Origin of the sequence: Kribbibacterium absianum (genome assembly GCF_030067705.1) — a bacterium.
GTDB lineage: Bacteria > Actinomycetota > Coriobacteriia > Coriobacteriales > Atopobiaceae > Kribbibacterium > Kribbibacterium absianum.
The window spans coordinates 16281-39305 of sequence record NZ_JASJEX010000005.1 but is presented as its reverse complement, the minus strand read 5'-3'; the positions used below and the strand labels follow the sequence as shown (position 1 = coordinate 39305).

Here is a 23025-nt window from a genome sequence, read left to right as displayed (position 1 = left end):
CTCAAACGCCGTGGGCCGATGAGTCAAAACCCGGAGCCCGGTGATCCGTTGACGGGTTTGCAGGGGATTCTCGCACGAGCTGAAGACCCTCCGATGGCTATCGCGTAAACAAGAGACACACATTCGCCCCGCCGAAACATGCCTCGGCTTTGATGCAAGGACGTGCAGTCTCGCGAAAGAAGGCACCCATGCTCAATCGCCGCAGTCTCCTCACGGCCGCCGCGGCCGGATCGTCGCTTCTCGCTCTCACCGCGTGCACCAAGCAGGGCGTCACCGACCCCGCCGAGGCCGAGGCCGCCACCGCCAACGGCGGCACGCTCTCCTTCGCCATCCAGAACCCCACGGGAATCGAGCCCTACACCTCGGAGGACGAGAACGCCCTCGCGGTCGTCTACCAGCTCTTCGATCCGCTCACCCGCTACAACCCGGACACGCAGGAGCTCGAGCCCTGCATCGCCACCGCTTGGTCCTCCAACGACGACGCCACGGAGTGGACCTTCACGATCCGTGAGGGGGTCACGTTCCACGACGGCACTGCGTGCGATGCCCCGGCCTTCAAGCGCGCCTGGGACCGCCTGACGGACCCGGAGGGTGCCGGCACCGCGTCGGCGCTGGCCTACCACCTCTCTATGGTCAAGGGATACGACGAGCAGGTCGCCGGTAACGCTGACGGCCTCTCCGGCATCGCGTGCCCGGACGACCACACCCTCGTCGTCACGATGTCCAAACCCTACGCCGACTTCCCGTACGTGTGCTCCCTCACGACGCTCGGCCCCGTGCCTGAGTGTGCCCTTGAGGATCACGAGGCGTACCGTCTGGCTCCTGTGGGCAACGGCGCCTTCCGGATGTCCGGCCAGTGGGAGGACGGCCAGTACGTGGACCTCGTGCACTACGACGGCTATTGGGGAGAGCCGGCCCTGCTCGACGGGCTGCACTTCGGCATCTTCCGCGACAACCTGACCAGCTACACGGAGGTCAAGGCCGGCAGCTGCGACAACTCTGTGGTGCCCGCGGCCCAGATGGCCCAGGCGCAGGAGGACTACGGCGTGGCCGAGAACGACGGCTACACGTCCCAGCCGGGCGCCCAGGTGTTCATGGGCGAGATGCTCTACACGCAGTACTTCGTCTACAACATGGACGACCCGGTCATCGGCGGCGACGTGCGGATTCGTCAGGCGCTGTCCTATGCGGTGAACCGTCAGGCCATCTGCGACAACGTGTACATGGGCTCGGCGTATCCGGCCGAGGACATCGTCCCCAGGGCCATCGCGGGCTCATCGGAGGGTCACTGGCCGGTGCGCCACGACCCGGACCTCGCGGGCCAGCTTCTGGACGACGCTGGGTACCCGGCCGATGCGGATGGTCGGCGCCACCTCGCCGTCACGCTCATGACCAATGCCGCGTACGCCAAGGAGGAGTACGAGGCCATGATCGCGGACTGGGACGCCATCGGCATCGACGCGACGATGGACCGTGTGGAGTACGCCGCGATGCTCGACAACTACTACTCCGGTAACTTCATGGTGGCCACGCGCGGCTGGTACGCGGACTATCCCATCGCGGACAACTACCTGTACCCGCTCTTCGCGAGCGCGTCGTCGGACAACATGAGCCACTTCAAGGACGAGGCCTACGACGAGATGATCGCGGCCGCCCGCGCGACGCTTGACGCCGACGAGCGCGCGGCGGCGATGAGCGCGTGCGATGCGTACGTTGCCGAGCAGCTCCCGGTGGCGCCCCTCAACTGGAAGGCCATCAGCCGCTGCTCCAGTGCGCGGGTGCACGACCTGACCATCACGCCCCAGGTGCAGCCGGTTCTCTCGAGGGCACGGGTCGACGCCTAGCTGGGACGCTGGTGCCGTACGCCGATGTCCCAGCTGGGACGCGCGTGTCAGGCACGTGCGTCCCGGCGGGCGTTTTTGTGTGCTTTGTGGCTGGCCTCTTTGCGGGGAACCGTTTCCCCGCAAAGAGTTGGAACCACATGCGGGGAAACGTCGCCCTTTTCGGGCGAACCCCGGTAAGCGTGGCTTGAGTGCGGACGTTTCCCCGCAAACCGCCGCCGATACTTGCGGAGAAACGATTCCCCGCATGCGCGAGCCGTGCCGCTGCCAGCGTCCGGTCGCTGGGACACACGGCTACGGCACCAGCGTCCCGGGCGCCCTCTGGGACGCACGTGTCCGGCACTTCCGTCCCACCGCCCACAGGCATTCCATGAGCCCTCTTTATACTCGGTGCGTTTCAGACCCTTTTCCCTCGTGGAAGGACCTCCCTTGAGCACCGAACTCGCACCCCAGGACACGACGGTCCTCGTCACCGGCGGCACTGGCTTCATCGGCAGCCACACCGTGGTCGACCTGCTCGAGAACGGCTACCAGGTCGTCATCGTGGACGACTTCTCCAACTCGAGCCCGAAAGTCCTCGACCGCATCAACCAGATCGTCGGCGACGAGGCCTTCCAGCGCTGCACGTTCCACCAGGTGAACATCTGCGACAAGGCCGCTCTCGAGGAGGTCTTCGCCCAGCACCGGATCGACCGTGTGATCCACTTCGCCGGCTTCAAGGCGGTGGGGGAGTCCGTCGCGAAGCCGCTCGAGTATTACAGCAACAACATCGGCGGCACGCTCACGCTCTGTGAGTGCATGCGCGACGCCGGCTGCAAGGCCATCGTCTTCTCCTCCAGCTCCACCGTGTACGGCGACCCCGATGAGCTGCCCCTCACCGAGGAGAGCCCCAAGAAGCCGGCCACCAACCCCTATGGCTGGACCAAGTGGATGATCGAGCAGATCTTGGAGGACCTCTACGTGGCGGACTCTGAGTGGGACGTCGTCCTGCTCCGCTACTTCAACCCCATCGGCGCGCACGAGTCCGGCCTCATTGGCGAGGACCCCAAGGGCATTCCGAACAACCTCGTGCCCTACGTGGCGCAGACGGCCGTCGGGCGCCGCGAGGCCGTGCACGTCTTTGGCGACGACTATCCCACCGCGGACGGCACCGGCGTCCGCGACTACATCCACGTGGTGGACCTTGCCGCCGGGCATGTGGCCGCGCTCGCGTGGATGAACGGGAAGACCGGCGTCGAGGTCTTCAACCTCGGCACGGGCACGGGGACGTCGGTGCTCGAGGTCATCAAGGCCTTTTCCAAGGCCTGTGGCCGCGACATTCCCTACGTGGTCGATGGGCGCCGCGCCGGCGACATCGCCGAGAACTACGCGGACGCGTCCAAGGCCGAGCGCGAGATGGGCTGGAAGGCCACCCGAGACATCGCCGACATGTGCCGCGACTCGTGGAACTGGCAGTCCCGCAACCCCGAGGGGCTCCAGTGATGGCGGAGTCGAACGCCGAGCATACCGGCCCTGCCAGCTGGGCGCCCTTCGTGGACTACCTGGCCGCGCACCGCGACGCCGTGGACGCCGAGCTGGCCGCCGCCTTCGCGCTCGCGCCGACGCCGGACCTCAAGCGCTATCTCTACCGCCCGGTGCAGGAGTTCTGCGCCCGGGGCGGCAAGCGCGTGCGGCCGGCCCTCGTGCTCATGGCCTGCGAGGCCTGTGGGGGCGCCGAGTCCGCCGCCCTCCCGGCCGCAGCTGCGGTCGAGCACTTCCAGACCGCGGCCCTCATTCACGATGACATCGCCGACGAGTCCGAGACGCGCCGCTCGTGCCCCTGCGTCCACGTCACGGAAGGGGTCGGGCTCGCCATCAACGACGGGGACCTCGCCCTGGTGGAGGCCTTCGGCTGCGTGGCCGACGACGCGCGCGTTCCGGAGGGCGTTCGTCTCGCCGTGGTGCGCGAGCTGGTGGAGATGATGGCCCGCACCGTCGAGGGCCAGGCGCTCGACCTCGGGTGGGCCCGCGACGGGCGCTGGGACCTGACCCCCGAGGACTACCTCGCGATGGCCACGCTCAAGACCGCCTACTACACGGCGGCCTCGCCCCTGGCCATCGGCGCCACCGTGGCCGGCGCCCCTGCCGAGACCGTGGAGGAGCTGCGGGCCTTTGGCGAGGATGCCGGTCTCGCGTTCCAGATCGCCGACGACCTGCTCAACTTGGTGGGAGACCCGGCCTCGCAGGGCAAGGATTATCGCAGTGACATCACCGAGGGCAAGCGCACGCTGCTCGTGCTCTGGGCGCTCACCCATGGCACGTCGGAGCAGCGCGACGAGCTGATCCGGATCCTCGAGAGCCACACCGCCGACCCCGGGCGGCTGTCTCGCGCCGTCTCGATCATCGACGCCACGGGCGCGGTGGACCATGCGAGCGAGTGCGCCCGGGACCTGGCCGCACGGGCACGCGACCGGTTCCGCGCGATTCCGCTCGAGCCGGGCCCTGCCGCCGACGCCCTCGCCGCCCTGCCCGACTTCTTCGTTCAACGCGAGCGATAGGCCCGCACCAGATAGGAGCACCATGGAACCCGTCCGCAAGGGAACGACCGGCGTCGCCGTCGAGGACATTCAGGACCGCCTCACCGCCCTCGGCTATCGCGTGAGCGAGGTGGAGCGCAAGGCCCAGGAGTATGGCCCCTCCACCGCCGAGGCCGTCGAGCGGTTCCGTATGGACAAGGGCCTGCCGGTGGGTGACGAGGTCGACACCGCCACGTGGTCCGCGCTCGTCGACGAGGGCTACCACATGGGCGACCGCACCCTGTACCTGCGCCTTCCCAACTTCCACGGCAACGACGTGCGCACGATGCAGAACGCCCTCAACGTGCTCGGCTTTCCGGTGGGCGAGGTGGACGGGTACTTTGGCGCCCACACCGAGGCGGCCGTGAAGCTGTTCCAGGAGAACACGGGCATGCTCGCGGACGGCATGGCGTTCCAGGACACGTTCCAGGCGCTGTGGCGCCTCTATCACGTGTGGGGCGACAAGGAGGCCACCGGCGTGCCCGACTCGCTCGGCGCGGTGGGCTTCGCCCGCGCGGCGTCCGTGCTCGAGGAGAACGCCATCGCTCTCTGCGCCGGCGACCCGGTGGCCCGCAACGTCGCCGGCCGCATCTGGAACCTCGCGACCGCGACGAGCGAGCACTCCGGTCTCGTGCTCCTCAACAGCGCGGGCGAGCTGCCGCGCGACGCCACGGTGCTCTTCGAGCTGACGAGCGTCCCGAAGGAGCCGCGCCCGGGCGTGGCCCAGGTGTCGATGGACGCCTGTGGGGACGACCTGCCGCGGCGCCTGCGCACCGCCTACGCCGCGAGCCGCCACAAGCCGCCCTGCGTGCGCATCCAGCTGCCCGAGGCCGCGGCGGCCTACGACGGCTCGTTCACGAGCAGCCAGGCCCAGATGGTGGCGGGCGTGATCCTCGATGCGATCTGCTCGGCCTTCTCGATGGCATAGGTGACGCACCGAGCCATGAACCGTCACCGGTGCCGGTCGACGCGGAAAGGGGCTCGCCTCACCGGTGCGAGCCCCTTTCCGCGTCTGAGAGCTGTTTGAAGTCGCGCCCAGCGAGCGCGCGTCCGGGCGCCTTTATCGAGCGGGGTCGAGGGGCGTCACGTCTCGTCTGGGTCGGGAGGTTCGGAAGTCGATCGGTCTTCCGGTCGGTCCTCTGCTCGGTTTTCGGCGGAAGGGAGGCGCCCGGCCCGGCGCAGCGCGTCGCGAAGGATCCACTCCACCTGGCCGTTGGCGCTCCGCATCTCATCGGCGGCCCAGCGCTGGACGGCCGCCCAAACCTCGGGATCTATCCGCAGCGGGTACTGCTTGCGAGCCATGGGGCCACCGCCCTAATACAGGGACCCTGCGTTCACGATGGGTTGCGCCTCCGAGTCGCCGCAGAGCACGACCATAAGGTTGGACGCCATGGCCGCGCGCCGCTCGTCGTCCAAATCGATGGTGCCTCCCACGGAAAGCTGGTCCACGGCCATCTCCACCATAGACACGGCCCCTTCGACGATCTTGCGCCGTGCGGCGATCACGGCCTCGGCCTGCTGGCGCCGCAGCATCGCCTGGGCGATCTCGGGCGCGTAGGCCAGATGGGTGAGGCGGGCGTCGTCCACGGCCACGCCGGCCGGGGCGAGCCGGTGCGCCAGTTCCTCTCTCAGGGTGTCCGAGACCGTCTCGATGTTGGCGCGCAGCGTGATGACCTCGTCCGAGTCGGAGGAGTCGCCGGTGTGGTCATAGGGATAGATGCTGGCCACATGGCGGAGCGCCGTCTCGGCCTGCAGCGCCACGTAGCGCGGGTAGTCGTCCACGTCAAAGAGCGCTTTGGCGGTGTCCTCCACGTGCCACACCACCACATCGGCGATCTCGATGGGGTTGCCCATGCGGTCGTTCACCTTGAGGCGGTCGCCGTTCAAGGTGCGGGCGCGCACGCTCACCGTGGCGCTCGATCCCTTGGGGAGATTGGGCTCGGCGTCGGGCTTCTTGCCGTTCCCTTGGACCACCTCAGCCAAGGATTCCGGCGCTCCGCCGTCGCCGAGGGACCGGCTATAGAAGGGGTTGGCCCAGCAGAAACCCTCCTGGCGCACCGTCCCCTCGTACTTGCCAAAGAGCACGCACACGCGGGCCTGACCGGGCTGGATGGTGAAGAAGCCGGCGAACCCGACCACCACGAGGCAAGTGACGACCACGGCTGCCACCAAGGTGCCCGCCCCAAAGGCCGATTCCTCGTCGGCCACCAGCGCACCGATGGAGGCCCCATACAGGGCCACGTCCGCGATGGTCGCGGCGATCAACAGGGCCAGGACCGGCCAGCCCGACGCCACCCTGCGCTCTTTCTCAACGCTCATGGGATTCCTCTCTCGATGCGGCCTCTTGTCGGCCGCGATGAGACCATGGTGATATCACTCTGGATTCACGTCAAGGAAGGGGACGTTGAAGGGCGCTCGCATGGGCGTCTCCTTCCGTCTCGAGCGCTTTGCATCGGCCCCGGTGCGGGACGGGCCGAGCAGCCCGTCCCGCACCGGGGCCAAGGGTTCGTTCGACGCTCGCTCAGGGAGGCGGCTTGGCCGGCGGCCAGCCTACGCCCAGCCCCAGCGCGGGGTCGCGGAGGCGCCGTAGTAGCTGCACCAGGAGTCGAGGGACTGCGTGTTGATGTAGCCGACGTTCTCCATCACCATGCCGCCGCCGATGTAGATGCCCACGTGGCCGTAGATGCGGCCGGCCGAGGTGTGGGGGTGCGTCGGCACGGCGACGAGCATGCCGGCCTGCAGGTTCGCGCGGTTGGAGCTCGAGCAGTAGGCGTAGTACTGGTCCACCGCGTTGCCGCCCGGGTAGCCGTAGCCGGCGTTCTGATAGACCTGGCTCACCCACATCGCGCAGTAGCCGGCGCCCGGGGACGGCGTGCGGTAGCAGGCGTTGACGATGGCCTGGCCCTTGCTGCTGCCGCCGCCGCTTGAGATGGCGGTGCCGTTGGAGTTCACGGAGGGGCGAGAGCTGCTCGAGCTTGCCGCTGCGGCCGCCGCTGCCGCTGCGGCCGCCTTCTCGCGCTCCGCCTGCTCGGCCTTGGCGGCGGCGAGGACCTCGGCGTCGCGCTGGGCCATGAGCTGCTGGACCTCTGCGGAAAGGCTGTCGAGCAGCGCGCTCGCCTCGGCCTGCTTGGCCTGCATGTTGTCGAGCTCTTTGGCCTGGGCGGCCTTGAGCTCCTCGAGCTGGGCCTTCTGCTGCTCTTGGTTCGCCTTCTGGATCTCCAGGTCGCTCTTGGCGGCGTCGAGGGCCTTCTTGGCCTCAGTGACCTCGTCGATGAGCTGGACATCGGCCTGGGTCATCTTGTTCATGTAATAGATGTTGCTCGTGAGCTCCTCGAAGGAGGACGAGCTCATGAGCACCTCGAGGAAGTTGGTGCCGCCGCTCTTGTAGTTGGACGAGACGCGCGCCGCGAGCACCTCCTTCTTGGCGGCGAGCTCCCTTTCCTTCTCGGCGATCTGGGCCTGGGTCTCCTCGATCTTGGCCTCGGTCTCCGCGATCTGGCCGTTGACCGTCTCGATCTTGTCCATCGTGGCGGACATCTCTTGGGCCATGGCCTCGTACTGGTCGGCGAGGGCGTTGAGCTGCTCCTGCGCGGCATCGTACTGGGCCTGTGCGTCGGCGAGCGCGTTGAGCGTGCTTTGGGACGCCGAGGCGGCCTGTGCCGGTTCGGGGCCCAGAAGCGCGGCGGCCACCGCGCTCAGCCCGAGGCCGCCCAGCAGCTTCAGGGCGCCTCGGCGGGAGAGGGTGTGGGGGGTGTGCTGGTGCGAGGACCCGTCCTGGCCCTCGGGACTGTCACAGGGCGCCTGCGTGGCGCTCGGGTGCAACGTGGACTCGGGCGCCTGCAAGGGCGTCCGCCCGTCCCCGATGGAATGCGACATTGCGGCTCCGTTCAATCTGCGTGCACGTCGTCTTTCGCGCGGGTGATGCATGACTGTGGCCGGAAGTGGTGCCGCTCGGCCAGAGTGCCCCTTAGGATAGCCTCTCTGGTGCGCCTCGTGCGAGTCCCATAGAGAGACCACCGGCTCTGAGACAACGTTGAAATCAGCGGATGAGGCCACCGGTGGGACAAACGCGTGCGGCACCCGTGTCCCAGCCGTCGCCTAGCCCCACGCGAGCGCGACGCCCACGAACGCCGTCGTCAGCGCGATGAGGGCGGCGTCACGCCAGCCGGGGTGCGGGGCGCGCCAGCGGGTGCGGGGGGCGGACGGGTCGTAGGCGCGGGCCTCGAGGGCGAGCGAGAGCGTGTCCGCGTGGCGGAGCGCCCCAGTCATCACGGGGATCGCAAGCGCCGTCAGGGCGCCGACGCGCCGACGCGGGGACCCGCGGTCGAACGAGGCGCCGCGACAGCGCTGGGCGTCCATCACGGACTGCAGCTCGTCGGCCAGGGTCGGGACGAAGCGCAGCGCGAGCGCGAGCACCATCGCGAGCTGCTCCACCAGCACGCGGAGCACCTTGAGGGGCGAGAGCAGGCTCGCGAGCGCGTTGGTGAGGCCAAGAGGGTCCGTCGTGGCCAGGAGCAGCGTGCCAAAGCCGAGGAGGGTCGCCAGGCGGACCGAGTAGAGCGCGAACGTGTCGACGCCGCCGGTGGTGATCCTCAACGGCCCCCACTGCACGAGCAGGTTCCCCGTCTGCGTCACGAAGAGGTTGAGCGCGCTCACGAACACGAGCATGGCCAGGAGCGGCCAGACGGCGGCGAGCAGCCGGCCGGGGCGCACGCGGCCGAGCCAGCAGAGCGCGAGCACCATCGCGAGTGCCGCGCAGGCGCCGGGAACCGACGCGATGCGGAAGCACACCACCATCGCGGCCACCGTGCAGCCCACTTTGAAACGAGGGTCGCACCGGCGCAGGAACGAGTTCTCGGTGGCCCAGCCGCCGAGGTTGACGAGGCCGCTCACGACGCGCCCCCTTCCGCGTGCGCACAAGGGGCGAGGCCGGCCAGGACGTCGGCGAGCGCGCCCACGTCGAGCGGACAGCCCTCGGTCAGGGCTTCCGGCGCACGCGGGCCGAGCAGGTCGGCCAGCCGTTGCGCGAAGGCAACGGGGGCCGGCAGCCCGAGCCCGAGCGCCTCGAGCCCTGCGGCGTCGCGGAAGACCTCCCCGGGCGCCCCTTGGCTCACGAGAGCGCCCTCGTCCATCACGGCCACCGAGTCGGCGAGGGCGGCCGCGTCGTCCAGCTCGTGGGTCACGAGGACGCACGTCACCCCGTCGTCGAGGAGCCGGCGGAGCAGCCCGCGCATGCGCTCTCGGCCGCGCGGGTCGAGCGACGCCATCGGCTCGTCCAGGACGAGGTTGCCAGGGTTCATCGCGAGCACGCCCGCGATGGCCACAAGGCGCTGCTGGCCCCCGGAGAGCTCGAAGGGGGAGGCTCCGGCCAGGTCGCGGACCCCGAGGTAGTCGAGGGCCTCGTCCGCGGCCTGCTCGGCGTCGCGGTCGCTGAGCCCGAGGTTCTTGGGGCCGAAGGCCACATCCTCGGCCACAGTGGGCGCGAAGAGTTGGCGCTCGGGGCGCTGCATCACGTAGCCCACGCGGCGATAGAGGCCCGGCTCGCGGCGCGGCCTTCTCCGGAGCCCATGGCCGGGGAGCCATGCGGGCCGCTCGTCCACGAGCACCGTGCCCGCATCCGGGCGCAGCACGCCGGTCATAAGCTTCAGCACCGTTGACTTGCCGGAGCCCGTCTGGCCGATGAGCGCCAGGCACGAGCCGTGCGGCACCGTGAGCGAGAAGCCCCGGAGCAGAGGGGACGCGCCATCGTAGGCGAACGAGACGTCGCGCAGCTCGATGCTCATGCGCCACCTCCGATGAGCGCCGCCACCGCTGCGAGGAGGGTGTCCGTGTCCCAGGTGGGCGCCACGCGCAGCCCCCGCGCAGAGAGCGCGGCCGAGAGGCGCGAGGCGAACGTGGGCTCGAGGCCCTCCTGGGAGAGCAGGTCCGGGCGCGAGAGGACCTCGGCAGGGGCACCGTCTGCGACGATCGCGCCGCGGTCGAGCACGACGACACGGTCGGCGAGGAGCGCCTCGTCCATGAAATGGGTGATATGGAGGATCGCCGTGCCGGGCCCTGTGCTGTGGGTGGCAAGGCGACCGAGCACGCGGAGGATCGCCGCGCGCCCGCGGGCGTCGAGGCGGGCGCTCGGCTCGTCGAGGACGAGGAGCGCCGGCTCGAGCGCGAGGGCGGACGCGATGGCGACGCGCTGCTGCTGGCCGCCCGAAAGCTGCGACGGGTCGGCGCCCGCGAGGTCCTCCATCGCGGCCCGGTGGAGCTCGCGGCCCACGACCTCCGTGATCTCGGCGGCGGGCATGCAAAGGTTCTCTGGCCCGAAGGCGACGTCGTCGGCGACGTTCGTGGTGACCATCTGGTCGTCCGGCGACTGGAAGACCATGCCGACGCCGTGGCCTTCCGTCCGGGTGCCACGACGGGCGTCACGGTAGGCCGCAGGGTCGATGCCGGACTCAGCGTCGCGGCAGCGAACCCCGAGGATGTCGACCGAGCCCGTGTCCGGCGCGACGAGCCCGGCCGCGACCCGGGCGAGCGTGGACTTGCCAGACCCGTTGGCGCCGAGCAGGCACACGCGCTCGCCGCGACGCATCGCGAGGTCCACATCGCGAAGGGCCCACGTGCGGCCGCCGTCGTAGGAGAACCCGACGCCGTGGAGGTCGAGCGCGAGGGACGCCGGCGCCGGAGCCGTGCGTCCCCGGTCCTTCTCGGTCACCTAGCGGTCGCCGGCCTTCGCCACGCGTTGCACGGGGCCGAGCACGAGCGCCGCCACCACTGCGTTGATCGCGATCTTGAGCAGGTTGAACGGGACGAGCACCGGCACGATGAGCGCCACGACGCCCTCGACCGGCACGCCGGAGTAGAGCGGGGTGATGACGAGGTTGCCGAGGATCGCGACCACGAGGCACGCAACCCCGGACACCGCGAGCGCCCCGATGAGGCCGCCGCGCGAGTGCCACCGGCGGTACACCGCGGCCGCCACGAGCGTCGTCACGAGCGCGCAGGCGAGCGCCATGATCGCGCCGAACGGCTCGACGAACAGGTGCACGACCCACGGCAGCGTCGCCACTACCGCGCCGACGCCCGGCCCGAAGGCCAGCCCCGCCACGAGGCACACGATCCCGGAGGGGTCGTACTTCAGGTACGGCGCCGCCGGGAAGATGGGCAGCTCCACGAAGGAGAGCACGAGCGCCGCGGCCGTGAAGAGCGCGCAGACGGCGACCCTCCGGGTGTCCCAGCCGGCAGCGGCGGTGGTGGAATGGGTGCGATGCAGAGACGTGCCCATAGGGGCCTCCGTTTCTTCCGTCCGGACTGTGACCGTTGGCCCCGGAATCCCACCGGGTCAACCGCGTGCTCGCGGGTCGCGGGCTTCGAGCCGTTCCGTGGCTCGTCACCGCCAGTGGGGACTTTCACCCCGCCCTGAAACCGATGGCCTTACGGTAGCAAGGAAGGCCCGTCCTGTGCAATGCCGTTGCAGCCGGTCCGCGCGACGGCCATCTCTTTGCGCCGGCGGGTAGAATGCCCTCATTTGGGGGCGCCCAGCCGGGGCGCCCGCTCATGAGGAGGGACGCTCGGTGGCAGACACAGTGCGATGGGGCATTATCGGCGCGGGGAACATCGCGGAGCGCTTTGCGAGGAGCCTGGCCCAGGAGCCGCACAGCCGGCTCGTGGCGGTGAGCGGCCGCACGCCCGAGAAGGTCCGGGCCTTCGCCGAGAAGCATGGCGCCGGGGCCTGTGAGTCGCACGACGCGCTCCTGGCGCGCCCGGACGTCGACGCCGTGTACATCGCGGTGCCGCACCTGCTGCACGCCGAGTGGGCGGTCAAGGCCCTCAAGGCCGGCAAGGCGGTCCTCTGCGAGAAGCCCGCGGCGCTGTCGGCGCACCAGATGGGGGCCGTGGCCCAGGCGGCCATGGACGCCGACGTCCTCTACATGGAGGCCATGAAGACGCGCTTCGTGCCCCTGTACGAGCCGCTCATGGACCACATCGGCGACGGGGCGATCGGCGAGGTGGGCTCGGTCGAGGTGCGGCTCTGCCGCGAGTACGAGCAGGTGCCGGCCTACGCGATGGAGCCCATCGGCGGCGGCGTGGCCTACGACATGGGCATCTACGCCGCCAGTTGGGTGCGCCAGCTGGCGAGCGGCCAGATCTGCGTCGCGAGCGCGGAGCACACGGTCCGCGGCCAGGTGGACCTGGCCGACGACGTGGCGATGACGGTGGGCGACGTGGCGGCGCGGATCCAGGTGTCCGCGCTCTCCAACGAGGGCTGCTCGGCCGTGGTGCGCGGGTCGCTCGGCTCCGTGGAGGTCGACGACCCGCACCGCCCGGAGCACGCCGTGTTCCACTACGCGGACGGCACCACCGAGGTCATGGACGTGCCCTATGACGTCGACGACTTCTACGGCATGATCGAGCACTTCGTCGACCTGTACCTCTCGGGCGAGACCCAGAGCCCGCGCATGAGCCTGGCGGACTCGCTGGCCATGGCCCGGATCATCGACGCGGTGCGCTCGGGGTACGATCGCTACGCCGTGGCGGACTCGCTGCGTCTGGACGCGGGCGAGGGCTCCGTGGCGCTCGACGAGCCCTTGAGCGGCCGGACGACGTTCAAGATCGGCGGCCCCGCGGACGTGGTGGTCACACCCGAGAGCCGCGGCAAGCTCATCGACTGCCTGCGCACGTTGCGCGAGGCCAAGGCGCCGTTCTTCGTGCTCGGCAAGGGGAGCGACCTGCTCGTCTCGGACTCCGGCTACCGCGGCGTGGTGCTCGATTTGGGCGACGGTCTCACGGACGTCACGAGCGACGGCTGCGAGCTCACGTGCCAGGCCGGCGTGCCGATCGTCGAGGCGAGCGAGATGGCCGCGGCGCTCGGGCTCACGGGGCTCGAGTTCGCGTGCGGCATCCCGGGCTCCGTGGGCGGCGCGGTGTTCATGAACGCCGGCGCCTACGACGGGTGTGTGGCCGACGTGCTCAAGGAGGCCGAGGTGGTGTTCCCCGACGGGCACCGCGAGACGCTCTCGGTCGACGAGCTGGCGCTCGGCTACCGCACGAGCCGCGTGAGGACCGACGGCCTCGTGGTCGTGAGCGCCACCTTCGAGCTGTCCCGCGGCGACGAGGAGAAGATCCGCGCCCGGATGGACGAGCTCACCGCCAGGCGCGAGGCCAAGCAGCCGCTCGAGCTGCCGAGCGCCGGGTCCACGTTCAAGCGGCCGGAGGGGCATTTCGCCGGACAGCTGATCAGCGAGGCCGGCCTGCAGGGGTACCGCGTGGGCGGTGCGGAGGTCTCGACCAAGCACGCCGGGTTCGTGGTGAACGTGGACCGGGCCTGCGCGGCGGACGTGCGGGCCGTGATCGCCCACGTGCAAGAGGTGGTTGCCGAGAAGGACGGCGTCACGTTGGAGCCCGAGGTCCGCTTCCTCGGCTGGTTCTAGCAAGGCGTGCATTTGGGGACAGTCCCCAAATGCACGTTTCGAGACTGATGTGCAAACGGGGACTGTCCCTGTTTGCACATCAGTTCTTCAAAGAGTTCAGCGGGGCGGGGAAGTGCCCTCCACGATGGGCCAGGACGGTGCCCGCGTGCGGGTTGACGGCCATCACAGGCGCCTCGCCGAAGAGGCCGCCGAAGTGCAGCACGTCGCCCGGGCCGTAGCCGATGGCCGGGATGATGCGCACGGCGGTGGTCTTGTTGTTGATCACGCCGATGGCCATCTCGTCGGCGATGATGCCGGCCAGGGCCTCCACGCTCGTGTCGCCGGGGATCGCGATCATGTCGAGCCCCACCGAGCACACGCAGGTCATGGCCTCGAGCTTCTCGATGGAGAGCGCGCCGTCCTCGGCGGCGCGGATCATGCCGGCGTCCTCGCTCACGGGGATGAACGCCCCCGACAGGCCGCCCACGCTCGACGACGCCATCACGCCGCCCTTCTTCACCGCGTCGTTGAGCAGCGCCAGCGCGCACGTGGTGCCCGGGCCGCCCGTCTCGCCCACGCCGATGATCTCGAGAATGCGCGCCACGGAGTCGCCGATGGCCGGCGTCGGCGCCAGCGACAGGTCCACGATGCCCTTGGCCACCCCGAGCCGACGCGCGGCCTCGCGGCTCATGAGCTCGCCGGCGCGGGTGATCTTGAACGCGGTCTGCTTGATCCTCTCGGCCACGACGGTGAGGTCCGCGGAGTCCGGCAGCTGCTCGAGGGCGGCGGCCATCACGCCCGGCCCCGAGACGCCCACGTTGATCACGGCGTCCGCCTCGCCCTGCCCATGAACGGCGCCCGCCATGAAGGGGGAGTCCTCCACCATGTTCGAGAAGACCACGAGCTTGGACGCGCCCACGCACTGGCGGTCGCGGGTGAGCTCGGCCGCCTCGAAGACCTTCTCGGCCATGAGCAGCACGGCGTCCATGTTGATGCCGGCGCGCAGGGTCGCGACGTTCACGGACGCGCACACGCGGTCGGTCTCGGCCAGCGCGCGCGGGATGTCCTCGATCACCCGCCGGTCGCTCTCGCCGATGCCCTTGTGCACGAGCGCCGAGAAGCCGCCGAGGTAGTCCACTCCCAGGCTCTCGGCGGCGCGGTCGAGCGCGCGGGCCACCGGCAGCAGGTCCCGGTCCGGGCACGCCGCCACCACGTTCGCGATGGGCGTCACCGAGACGCGCTTGTTGATGATCGGGATGCCGTACTCGCGCTCGAGCGCCTCTGCCGTCGGGACGAGGCCCTCTGCCGTGGCGCAGATGCGGTCGTAGATCTTCGTGCACAGGCGCCCCATGTCGCTGCTGGCGCAGGGGAGCAGGTTGATGCCCATCGTGAGCGTGCGGATGTCGAGGTTCTGCTGCGACACCATGTCGAGGGTCTCGAAGACCTCCTCGGGGGTGATGGCCATGGGGCTCCTTAGGGTCGGCGTGCGGGGGTCGGCGAACAGTGCCCCCAATCTACCAAAGGCCCCGGCCGGGTCGGCCCGTGCGGCTATCCTGTAGCGGAAGCGACTCAAGGAGGAGACATGCGCCTTTTGGTGGTCCGGCATGGAGAGACGCCATGGAACGTCGAGAACCGCGTGCTCGGGCGCACGGACGTCCCGCTGAACGAGCGGGGCCGGGCGCAGGCCGCCGAGCTGGCGAGGCACCTGGCGGACGAGCGCATCTGTGCGGTCTTCTCGTCGCCGTCGAGCCGCGCCTTCGAGACCGCCGAGGCGGTGGCGGCCGGACGCGGGCTGACCGTGGTCCCGGACGACCGGCTGCTCGAGCGCGATTTCGGCATCTACGAGGGGACGCCCCGCGGGGGCGAGGAGTACCAGGCGGCCAAGCGGCAGTTCTTCAAGCGGCTGCCGGAGGGCGAGTCCTATGGCGACATGTTCGTGCGCGTGGGGTCGTTCCTCGAGGACCTGCGGTCGGGGGCGCTCGGTGAGTTCGGGCCAGACGACACCGTGCTCGTCGCCACGCACGGCGGGGTGGGGCGCATCGTCGCGAGCCTGTTCCAGGACATGGAGGACGAGGAGTTCGCGTCCTTTGTGATGGCCAACTGCGAGGCCCTCGAGTTCGAGCTCTGAGGACACGCCTGGACGCTTCGGAGAGAGCCGTTTGTCCACGCCTGGACGCTTCGGAGAGAGCCGTTTGTCCACGCCTGGACGCTTCGGAGAGAGCCGTTTGTCCACGCTCCGCTCGGCGACAGCGTGGACAGATCGCTTTGACCGAAGCGTCCACGCTATGCGCGGGAACGCATCAAACGGCTTCTGATACGCATCGGTTTCGATAACCGTTCCGTTAAAAGGGACGTCCGGCGCCAACCGGGGCGCACGGGCGCGACCACACTGTGCGGCTAGGTCCCCCAAGAGATTGGAAGCTCATGAAGAAGCACCACGGCCTCCTCGCGCTGGTCGTCTGCGCGCTGCTCGGCGTCTGCCTCACGCTCGGCCTCACGGCCTGCGGCGGCTCGGGCTCCGCGAGCGACGACTCTGCCACCAAGGCCACCTCCACCGACTCCACGGACAGCTCGAGCGACGGCGCCAGCACCGCGACGGACTACACCACGGTCACCGACGGCAAGCTCACGATGATCTCCAGCTTCGCCTTCCCGCCGTTCGAGTACATGGACGGCGACGACTACGCCGGCTTCGACGTGGACGTTTTCAAGGCCCTCTGCGACAAGCTCGGCCTCGAGCCCAACATCCTGCCCTCCGTGGCCTTTGACACCATCGTTCCGACCATCAAGAGCGGCGGCAAGGCGGACGTGTCGCTGGCGGCCATGACCATCACCGACGAGCGCCTGGCCGAGGTCGACATGAGCGACCCCTACATGGACTCCAACCAGTCCATCTGCGTGAAGAAGGGCGCGAGCGCCACCGACGTCGACTCCCTCAACGTCAAGGGCACCCAGATCGCCGTGCAGTCGGGCACCACCGGTGAGGCCTGGGCCAAGGAGAACCTGCCCAACGCCACGATCGTGCCGCTCGACGACATCATCCAGGCCATGACCGGCGTGTCGACCGGCCTTTACGCCGCGTGTGTGAGCGACCTGCCCGTTGTGAAGTACGAGATCGAGCAGGCCTACAGCGACCTCGAGGTCACCGTGGAGATCCCGACCGGCGAGCAGTACGGCGTCGCCGTCTCCAAGGACAACCCGGGCCTCACGAGCGCGATCAACAACGCCCTCAAGGAGATGGAGGACGACGGCACGATGGACTCCATCGAGACCACGTGGTTTGGCTCCTCGCTGTAACACGCAAGAGGGACAGTCACCGAGAAGGGCGCTCCGGGCGGGGCGCCCTTTTGCGTGGGCGGGACACGGGTGTCCGGCACCTCCGTCCCGCCATGCGCTCGGCGGCACGGGCCGGGAATGGCAGCGGCAACGGAGTTCAGGGGTCTCGCCGTTGCGGGGAAACGTTTCCCCACAAGTTTACGTGGGTGCTTGTGGGGAAACGTTTCTCCGCAACGCGTCCTGACGACAAAACCCCAGGTGGGCGTCAGCTGCTCGTGCATGTGCTCGACGTTTCCCCACATCCGGTTGCGAACCTTTGCGCGGAACCGTTTCTCCGCAAGACCGGGGGGTTCGCCATCCCGAGAGCCCCTTGCGCCGGGACACCCGTGTCCGGCACCTCCGTCCCAGTGGGCGGGACACCCGTGTCCGGCACCTCCGTCCCGTCCGGCACCTCCGTCCCACACCGCCCGTTGTAGGGGGTCGCCGGAATCCGCGGTTTCTGCGGGACTTTATTGCGCGCCTTGTGCAATACTGCACGGACTGTGCACTTACTGCACGAGCTGTGCAAAAAGTCCCGAGAGGAGCCCATGGACCCCTGTACCGTCGCGCGCACCGACCCGCGCTCCCGGCGCTCCCGGATCGCGATGCGCCAGGCGCTCGCCGACGAGATCGTCGCCACGGGCGACCTCACCTCGGTCACGGTCACTGCCGTCACCGAGCGCGCCGGCCTCACCCGGCGCACGTTCTACTCGCACTTCAAGGACATCGGCGCCCTCGTCACCGCCATCGAGGACGAGACGGTCGCCGAGGTCGTGCAGCTGGTCGAGAACCTTGCCAGCTCCAACCTCGACGAGGTCTTCGGCGCGATCGACGCCACCGAGCCCGCGCCCGGCGCCGTCCAGATCCTCCAGTACTTCCAAGACCGCGCCTCGTACCTCGTGCCGTTGCTCGGCGCCGGCGGCGACCCGGCCTTCATGCCGCGGATCCGCGACGCCGTGCACGGCGTGATGGCGTCCCGCGCGCTCCATGGCCTCGACCACCGGGCCCTTGGCGCGTTCTTCGACTACTACATCACCTTCGCCGTCGGCGCCGAGTGCGCGGTGCTCAGCCGCTGGCTCACCGGCGGCATGCAGGAGTCCGTCGAGGCCATGGCAAAGATTATGACGCTGCTCATGTTCGTGCGCCCCGGCGACCTCTACGGCAACGTCCACGCGACCGACATCCTCGGCTACGGCTGTGCCCTGATGAACGATTTGGAGACCGCATGACCTCGATTGAGTCCAAGAAGATCGACCTCGTGGAGAACGGCGCCGAGCTCAGGCCCGCGCGCCGGGAGGACATCCCCTCCGGCACCCTGCGCCTCGGCATCGACGTGGGCTCGACCACGGTCAAGCTCGCCGTGCTCGACGAGGAGGGGCGCCTGGTCTATGCCAACTACCAGCGTCATCACACGGACATCCGCGCCACGGCGCAGGAACTCTTCTCGCTCGCGCGCGAGGCGGTGGGCGACGTGCCCCTGCGCGTCTCCATCACCGGCTCCGGCGGCCTGCTGCTCTCCCAGTGGCTCGGCCTCGAGTTCGTCCAGGAGGTCATCGCCTCCAAGCGCGCGGTCGAGGCGCTGATCCCCGAGACCGACGTCGCCATCGAGCTGGGCGGCGAGGACGCGAAGATCATCTACTTCGACAACGGCATCGAGCAGCGCATGAACGGCACCTGCGCCGGCGGCACGGGCGCGTTCATCGACCAGATGGCGTCGCTGCTCCACACGGACGCCTCCGGCCTCAACGACCTGGCCAAGGACGCCACCCACATCTATCCCATCGCGAGCCGCTGCGGCGTGTTCGCCAAGTCCGACGTCCAGCCGCTGCTCAACGAGGGCGCCGAGCCCGCCGACGTCGCCGCGTCCATCTTCCAGTCCGTCGCCAACCAGACGGTCTCCGGCCTCGCGTGCGGCCACCCGATCCGCGGCCACGTGGCGTTCCTCGGCGGCCCGCTCCAGTACCTCTCGGAGCTGCGCCACCGCTTCTACGAGACCCTCGACCTCGACGAGGAGCACCGCATCGTCCCGGAGAACGCGCACCTCTTTGTGGCCTCGGGCGCCGCGATGGCCGGCGAGGACGAGACCGTCTCCACGTTCACCGAGGTCATGGAGCGGCTCGCGAACCTCGGCGACACCCAGGGGTCCGAGGTCCAGCGTCTGGAGCCGCTCTTCGCGACGCAGGGGGACCTCGACGAGTTCCACGCGCGCCACGACGCCGAGAAGGTCCCGACCGCCGATTTGGCCACCTATCGCGGCCGTGTGTTCATCGGTATCGACGCCGGCTCCACCACGATGAAGGCCGCGATGGTGGGCGAGGACGGCCAGCTCCTCCACACCTGGTATGGCAACAACAACGGCGACGTCCTCGGCACCGCCAAGCGGATCATGGACGAGTTCTACGACCGCATCCCCGACGGCTGCACGATTGGCCACGTGACCACCACCGGCTACGGCGAGGCGCTGCTCATCGAGGCCCTTCGCGCCGACTCGGGCGAGATCGAGACCGTCGCGCACCTGCGCGGCGCCAAGGCCTTCGTGCCGGACGTCGAGTTCATCCTCGACATCGGCGGCCAGGACATGAAGTGCCTGCGCGTCCGCGACGGCGTCATCGAGCACATCATGCTCAACGAGGCCTGCTCGTCCGGCTGCGGCTCCTTCATCGAGTCCTTCGCGAACGCGATGGGCATGTCCGTTGAGGACTTCGCCGCCGCGGCCGTTGGCGCCACCGCGCCCGTGGACCTCGGCTCCCGCTGCACCGTCTTCATGAACAGCCGCGTCAAGCAGGCCCAGAAGGAGGGCGCGACCGTCGGGGACATCGCGGCGGGCCTGTCCTACTCGGTCATCAAGAACGCGCTCTTCAAGGTCATCAAGCTCCGCGACCCCGAGGAGGTGGGCAAGGCGGTCGTCGTGCAGGGCGGCACGTTCATGTCCGACGCGACGCTGCGCGCCTTCGAGCTCCTCTGCGGCCGCAAGGCCATCCGTCCGGACATCGCCGGTTGCATGGGCGCCTATGGCGCGGCGCTGCTCGCCCGCGACCGTGCCGGCGAGGCCGGGGTGTCCCAGATCCTCCCGCGCGAGGACATCGACGCCCTCGCGCCCAAGGTGATCAAGGCCCGCTGCGGCCGCTGCTCCAACAACTGCCTGCTCACGATCAACGACTTCGGCGGCGGCCACCGGTTCGTGACCGGCAACCGCTGCGAGAGGGGCTCCGGCACCAAGAAGGCCAAGGCGGACGCCCCCAACCTCTTCCTCGAGAAGAACAAGCTGCTGTTCGACCGCCCGACGCTCAACCGGGAGGTCGCGCCCCGCGGCACCGTGGGCATCCCGCGCGCGCTCAACATGTACGAGAACTATCCGTTCTGGCACCGCTTCTTCACGGAGCTCGGCTTCTCGGTGGTCCTCTCGGACGACTCCACCAAGGCCACCTACGAGGCGGGCATCGAGTCCATGCCGTCGGAGTCGGTGTGCTACCCGGCCAAGCTCAGCCACGGCCACATCATGGACCTGCTCCAGAAGGACCCGGACTTCATCTGGATGCCCTGCGTCCGTTGGGAGCGTCAGGAGGACGACAGCGCCACCAACCACTACAACTGCCCGATCGTGATGAGCTACCCGCAAGCGCTCGGCCTCAACGTGGACGAGCTGGCGGCGGACGACATCGAGTACCTGTCGCCCTTCCTGCCCTATGACGACAAGCGCGAGCTCAAGCGGCGCCTCTACGAGGTGGTCTCGGTCCAGCGCGAGCAGGACGCCGCCCGCGGCAAGGGCCGCTTCACAGGGCCCCACATCACGCGCGCCGAGGTGGACGCCGCCGTCAACGCCGCCTGGCAGGAGGACCTCGACTTCAAGAAGGCGATGCAGGACAAGGGCGACGCCGCGCTCGCCTGGATGGAGGAGCACGACCGCCACGGCATCGTGCTGGCCGGCCGCCCCTATCACAACGACCCCGAGGTCAACCACGCGATCCCCGAGCTGCTCGCCAGCTTCGGCCTCGCGGTCCTCACCGAGGACTCCGTGGCCCATCGCGCCGAGCCGGAGCGCCCGATCCGCGTCGTGGACCAGTGGATGTACCACTCGCGCCTCTACCGCGCCGCACGCTTCGTCGCGGGCCGCAACGACCTCGACATGATCCAGCTCAACAGCTTCGGCTGCGGGCTCGACGCCCTCACCACGGACCAGGTGCAGGAGATCCTCGAGGCCTCGGGCAAGGTGTACACCGTGCTCAAGATCGACGAGGTGTCCAACCTCGGCGCCGCGCGCATCCGCGTGCGCTCGCTGCTCGCCGCCCTCAAGGAGCAGCGCGAGGAGCTGGAGGAAGAGGCTCGGGCGGAGAACCCCGAGCACCCGGCGGTGCCCGTCGAGCGCGAGGCCGCGAGCGCCGCGTTCCCCAAGGTGCGCTACACGGAGGAGATGCAGAGGGAGGGCTACACGATTCTCGCGCCGCAGATGTCCCCGGTGCATTTCGAGCTCGTGGAGCGCATCCTCCAGGACCACGGCTACAACGTCGTGCTGCTGCCGTCCGTCGACCACGGCGCGGTGGACGCGGGCCTCAAGTACGTCAACAACGACATCTGCTATCCGTCGATCCTCGTGACGGGACAGATCATGGAGGCCATCGAGTCCGGGAAGTACGACCTCACGAAGACGGCCGTGCTCATCTCCCAGACCGGCGGCGGCTGCCGCGCCACCAACTACATCGCGCTCATCCGCAAGGCCCTCAAGGAGAGCGGCCACCCGGAGGTCCCGGTCATCTCGCTCTCCGTCGCCGGCGGCCTCGACGAGGACAACCCGGGCTTCAGCATCATGAACCTGGACCTCGGCGAGTCTGCGGTCATGGCGCTCCTCCTTGGCGACCTCTTCATGAACGTGCTCTATCGCACGCGCCCCTACGAGGCGGAGCCCGGCAGCGCGAACGCCCTCTACGACCGCCTGATGGCCGAGGCCAAGGAGCACATCTCGGGGTGGTCCTTCAAGGACTTCTACCGCTTCTGCCAGCGCGTGGTGGACAGCTTCGAGCTGCTCGAGCTCACCGGCGACCGCTCCAAGCCGCGCGTGGGCGTCGTGGGCGAGATCCTCGTGAAGTTCCACCCCACCGCGAACAACCAGGTGGTGCAGGTCATCGAGCAGGAGGGCTGCGAGGCCGTCGTCCCGGGGCTCGTGGACTTCTTCCTCTTCGGCCTCACGTCGCCCGCGAACATGCGGCACGAGCTGGGCACCAAGTGGTACAAGCGCGCGGGCTACGGCGCCGCGATCAAGCTGGTGGACCGGCTCCGCAAGCCCATCAACGACATGCTGGAGGAGAGCACGCGCTTCACGCCGTACGTGCAGATCTTCGACCTCGCCGCCAAGGCCGAGCAGGTCCTCTCGCTCTGCAACACGATGGGCGAGGGCTGGCTGCTCACGGCCGAGATGGTGGACCTCATCGAGGAGGGCTGCCCCAACATCGTGTGCTGCTCGCCGTTCGCGTGCCTGCCCAACCACGTGGTGGGCAAGTCCGTGATCAAGAAGCTGCGTCAGATGCACCCGGAGAGCAACATCGTCGCCGTCGACTACGACCCGGGCGCGTCGGAGGTGAACCAGCTCAACCGCATCAAGCTCATGATCAGCGTCGCCAAGGAGAACTTCAAGGACACGGGCGAGTTCCGCTTGGCCGAGGCCCGCGCCGCCCAGCGCGCGGCCGCGCCGGAGCATCCCGTGTCCCTGTGCCACGCGCACGTGCAGGCGTCCCAGCCCATCGTGCTCTCCCGCGCGCAGCTGGACCTGATCGAGGAGGCGGAGGCGGAGGCCGCCGAGCGGGCGAGGCACAGCACGTCGGCCTAGCCCGACGCCCCATGCGCCCCGGCCCTCATGACCTGCGCGCGACGCGGCCGTAGCCACCCGGGCTGCGGCCGCGTCGCGCATTCTGGAGCCGG

General features: G+C 69.3%; 16 protein-coding genes and 1 riboswitch. Of the genes, 9 read left to right on the top strand and 7 right to left on the bottom strand.

Annotation, left to right across the window (positions count from 1 at the left end; genetic code table 11):
• Window positions 1–188: 188 nt before the first annotated feature.
• The 4 genes from QJ043_RS09290 (at window position 189) to QJ043_RS09275 (ending at window position 5324) form a co-directional block, all read left to right on the top strand.
• Window positions 189–1844: an ABC transporter substrate-binding protein gene (locus tag QJ043_RS09290; protein ID WP_283713493.1), complete on the top strand. Its 1656-nt coding sequence runs from the start codon at window positions 189–191 to the stop codon at window positions 1842–1844.
• A 426-nt stretch (window positions 1845–2270) separates the two neighbouring features.
• Complete coding sequence (gene galE / locus QJ043_RS09285; protein WP_283713494.1) at window positions 2271–3323, top strand: UDP-glucose 4-epimerase GalE; 1053 nt, start codon at window positions 2271–2273, stop codon at window positions 3321–3323.
• Window positions 3323–4378 (top strand): polyprenyl synthetase family protein, encoded by a 1056-nt coding sequence (locus QJ043_RS09280; RefSeq protein WP_283713495.1) that lies wholly within the window; start codon window positions 3323–3325, stop codon window positions 4376–4378. Before galE ends, QJ043_RS09280 begins: the two co-directional genes overlap by 1 nt.
• A gap of 22 nt (window positions 4379–4400) precedes the next feature.
• The gene (locus tag QJ043_RS09275) at window positions 4401–5324 is read left to right on the top strand and encodes a peptidoglycan-binding domain-containing protein (protein WP_283713496.1); all 924 of its coding nucleotides are present in this window, start codon (window positions 4401–4403) and stop codon (window positions 5322–5324) included.
• 386 nt (window positions 5325–5710) lie between these two features.
• On the opposite strand, the gene QJ043_RS09270 is transcribed toward QJ043_RS09275, so the two are convergent.
• From QJ043_RS09270 to QJ043_RS09245, 6 genes are all read right to left on the bottom strand, one after another.
• Window positions 5711–6715, bottom strand: coding sequence for an SPFH domain-containing protein (locus tag QJ043_RS09270; RefSeq protein WP_283713497.1), 1005 nt, complete (start codon window positions 6713–6715; stop codon window positions 5711–5713).
• 231 nt (window positions 6716–6946) lie between these two features.
• Window positions 6947–8272, bottom strand: a complete 1326-nt coding sequence (locus tag QJ043_RS09265) for a coiled-coil domain-containing protein (RefSeq protein WP_283713498.1) — start codon at window positions 8270–8272, stop codon at window positions 6947–6949.
• Window positions 8273–8494: 222 nt separating this feature from the next.
• On the bottom strand, window positions 8495–9289 hold the full coding sequence (locus QJ043_RS09260) for an energy-coupling factor transporter transmembrane component T family protein (RefSeq protein WP_283713499.1): 795 nt from the start codon (window positions 9287–9289) through the stop codon (window positions 8495–8497).
• Window positions 9286–10179 carry an ATP-binding cassette domain-containing protein gene (locus tag QJ043_RS09255; protein ID WP_283713500.1) on the bottom strand — a complete coding sequence of 298 codons (894 nt, stop codon included), beginning with the start codon at window positions 10177–10179 and terminating at the stop codon, window positions 9286–9288. The genes QJ043_RS09260 and QJ043_RS09255 overlap by 4 nt, the downstream gene beginning before the upstream one ends.
• Window positions 10176–11102 (bottom strand): ATP-binding cassette domain-containing protein, encoded by a 927-nt coding sequence (locus QJ043_RS09250; RefSeq protein WP_283713501.1) that lies wholly within the window; start codon window positions 11100–11102, stop codon window positions 10176–10178. The genes QJ043_RS09255 and QJ043_RS09250 overlap by 4 nt, the downstream gene beginning before the upstream one ends.
• Window positions 11103–11672, bottom strand: coding sequence for an ECF transporter S component (locus QJ043_RS09245; RefSeq protein WP_283713502.1), 570 nt, complete (start codon window positions 11670–11672; stop codon window positions 11103–11105). It abuts the gene before it with no gap.
• A gap of 5 nt (window positions 11673–11677) precedes the next feature.
• Window positions 11678–11818: riboswitch (FMN riboswitch) on the bottom strand.
• A gap of 143 nt (window positions 11819–11961) precedes the next feature.
• Here QJ043_RS09245 and murB point away from each other — a divergent pair.
• Complete coding sequence (gene murB / locus QJ043_RS09780) at window positions 11962–13818, top strand: UDP-N-acetylmuramate dehydrogenase (RefSeq protein ID WP_347177746.1); 1857 nt, start codon at window positions 11962–11964, stop codon at window positions 13816–13818.
• 79 nt (window positions 13819–13897) lie between these two features.
• Here the strand turns inward: murB and QJ043_RS09230 are convergent, their stop codons facing one another.
• The gene (locus QJ043_RS09230) at window positions 13898–15262 is read right to left on the bottom strand and encodes a PFL family protein (RefSeq protein ID WP_283713503.1); all 1365 of its coding nucleotides are present in this window, start codon (window positions 15260–15262) and stop codon (window positions 13898–13900) included.
• 117 nt (window positions 15263–15379) lie between these two features.
• Between QJ043_RS09230 and QJ043_RS09225 the strand changes: the two genes are divergently transcribed.
• The 4 genes from QJ043_RS09225 to QJ043_RS09210 all read left to right on the top strand — a co-directional run bounded on the left by QJ043_RS09225 (window position 15380) and on the right by QJ043_RS09210 (window position 22933).
• Entirely contained in the window at window positions 15380–15925 is a 546-nt protein-coding gene (locus QJ043_RS09225) for a histidine phosphatase family protein (RefSeq protein ID WP_283713504.1), read from the top strand.
• A 296-nt stretch (window positions 15926–16221) separates the two neighbouring features.
• On the top strand, window positions 16222–17094 hold the full coding sequence (locus QJ043_RS09220; protein ID WP_283713505.1) for an ABC transporter substrate-binding protein: 873 nt from the start codon (window positions 16222–16224) through the stop codon (window positions 17092–17094).
• A gap of 566 nt (window positions 17095–17660) precedes the next feature.
• Complete coding sequence (locus tag QJ043_RS09215; protein WP_283713506.1) at window positions 17661–18341, top strand: TetR/AcrR family transcriptional regulator; 681 nt, start codon at window positions 17661–17663, stop codon at window positions 18339–18341.
• A complete protein-coding gene (locus QJ043_RS09210) occupies window positions 18338–22933 on the top strand; it encodes a 2-hydroxyacyl-CoA dehydratase (protein ID WP_283713507.1) in 4596 nt (1531 codons plus the stop codon). The genes QJ043_RS09215 and QJ043_RS09210 overlap by 4 nt, the downstream gene beginning before the upstream one ends.
• The last annotated feature ends 92 nt before the right edge of the window (window positions 22934–23025 follow it).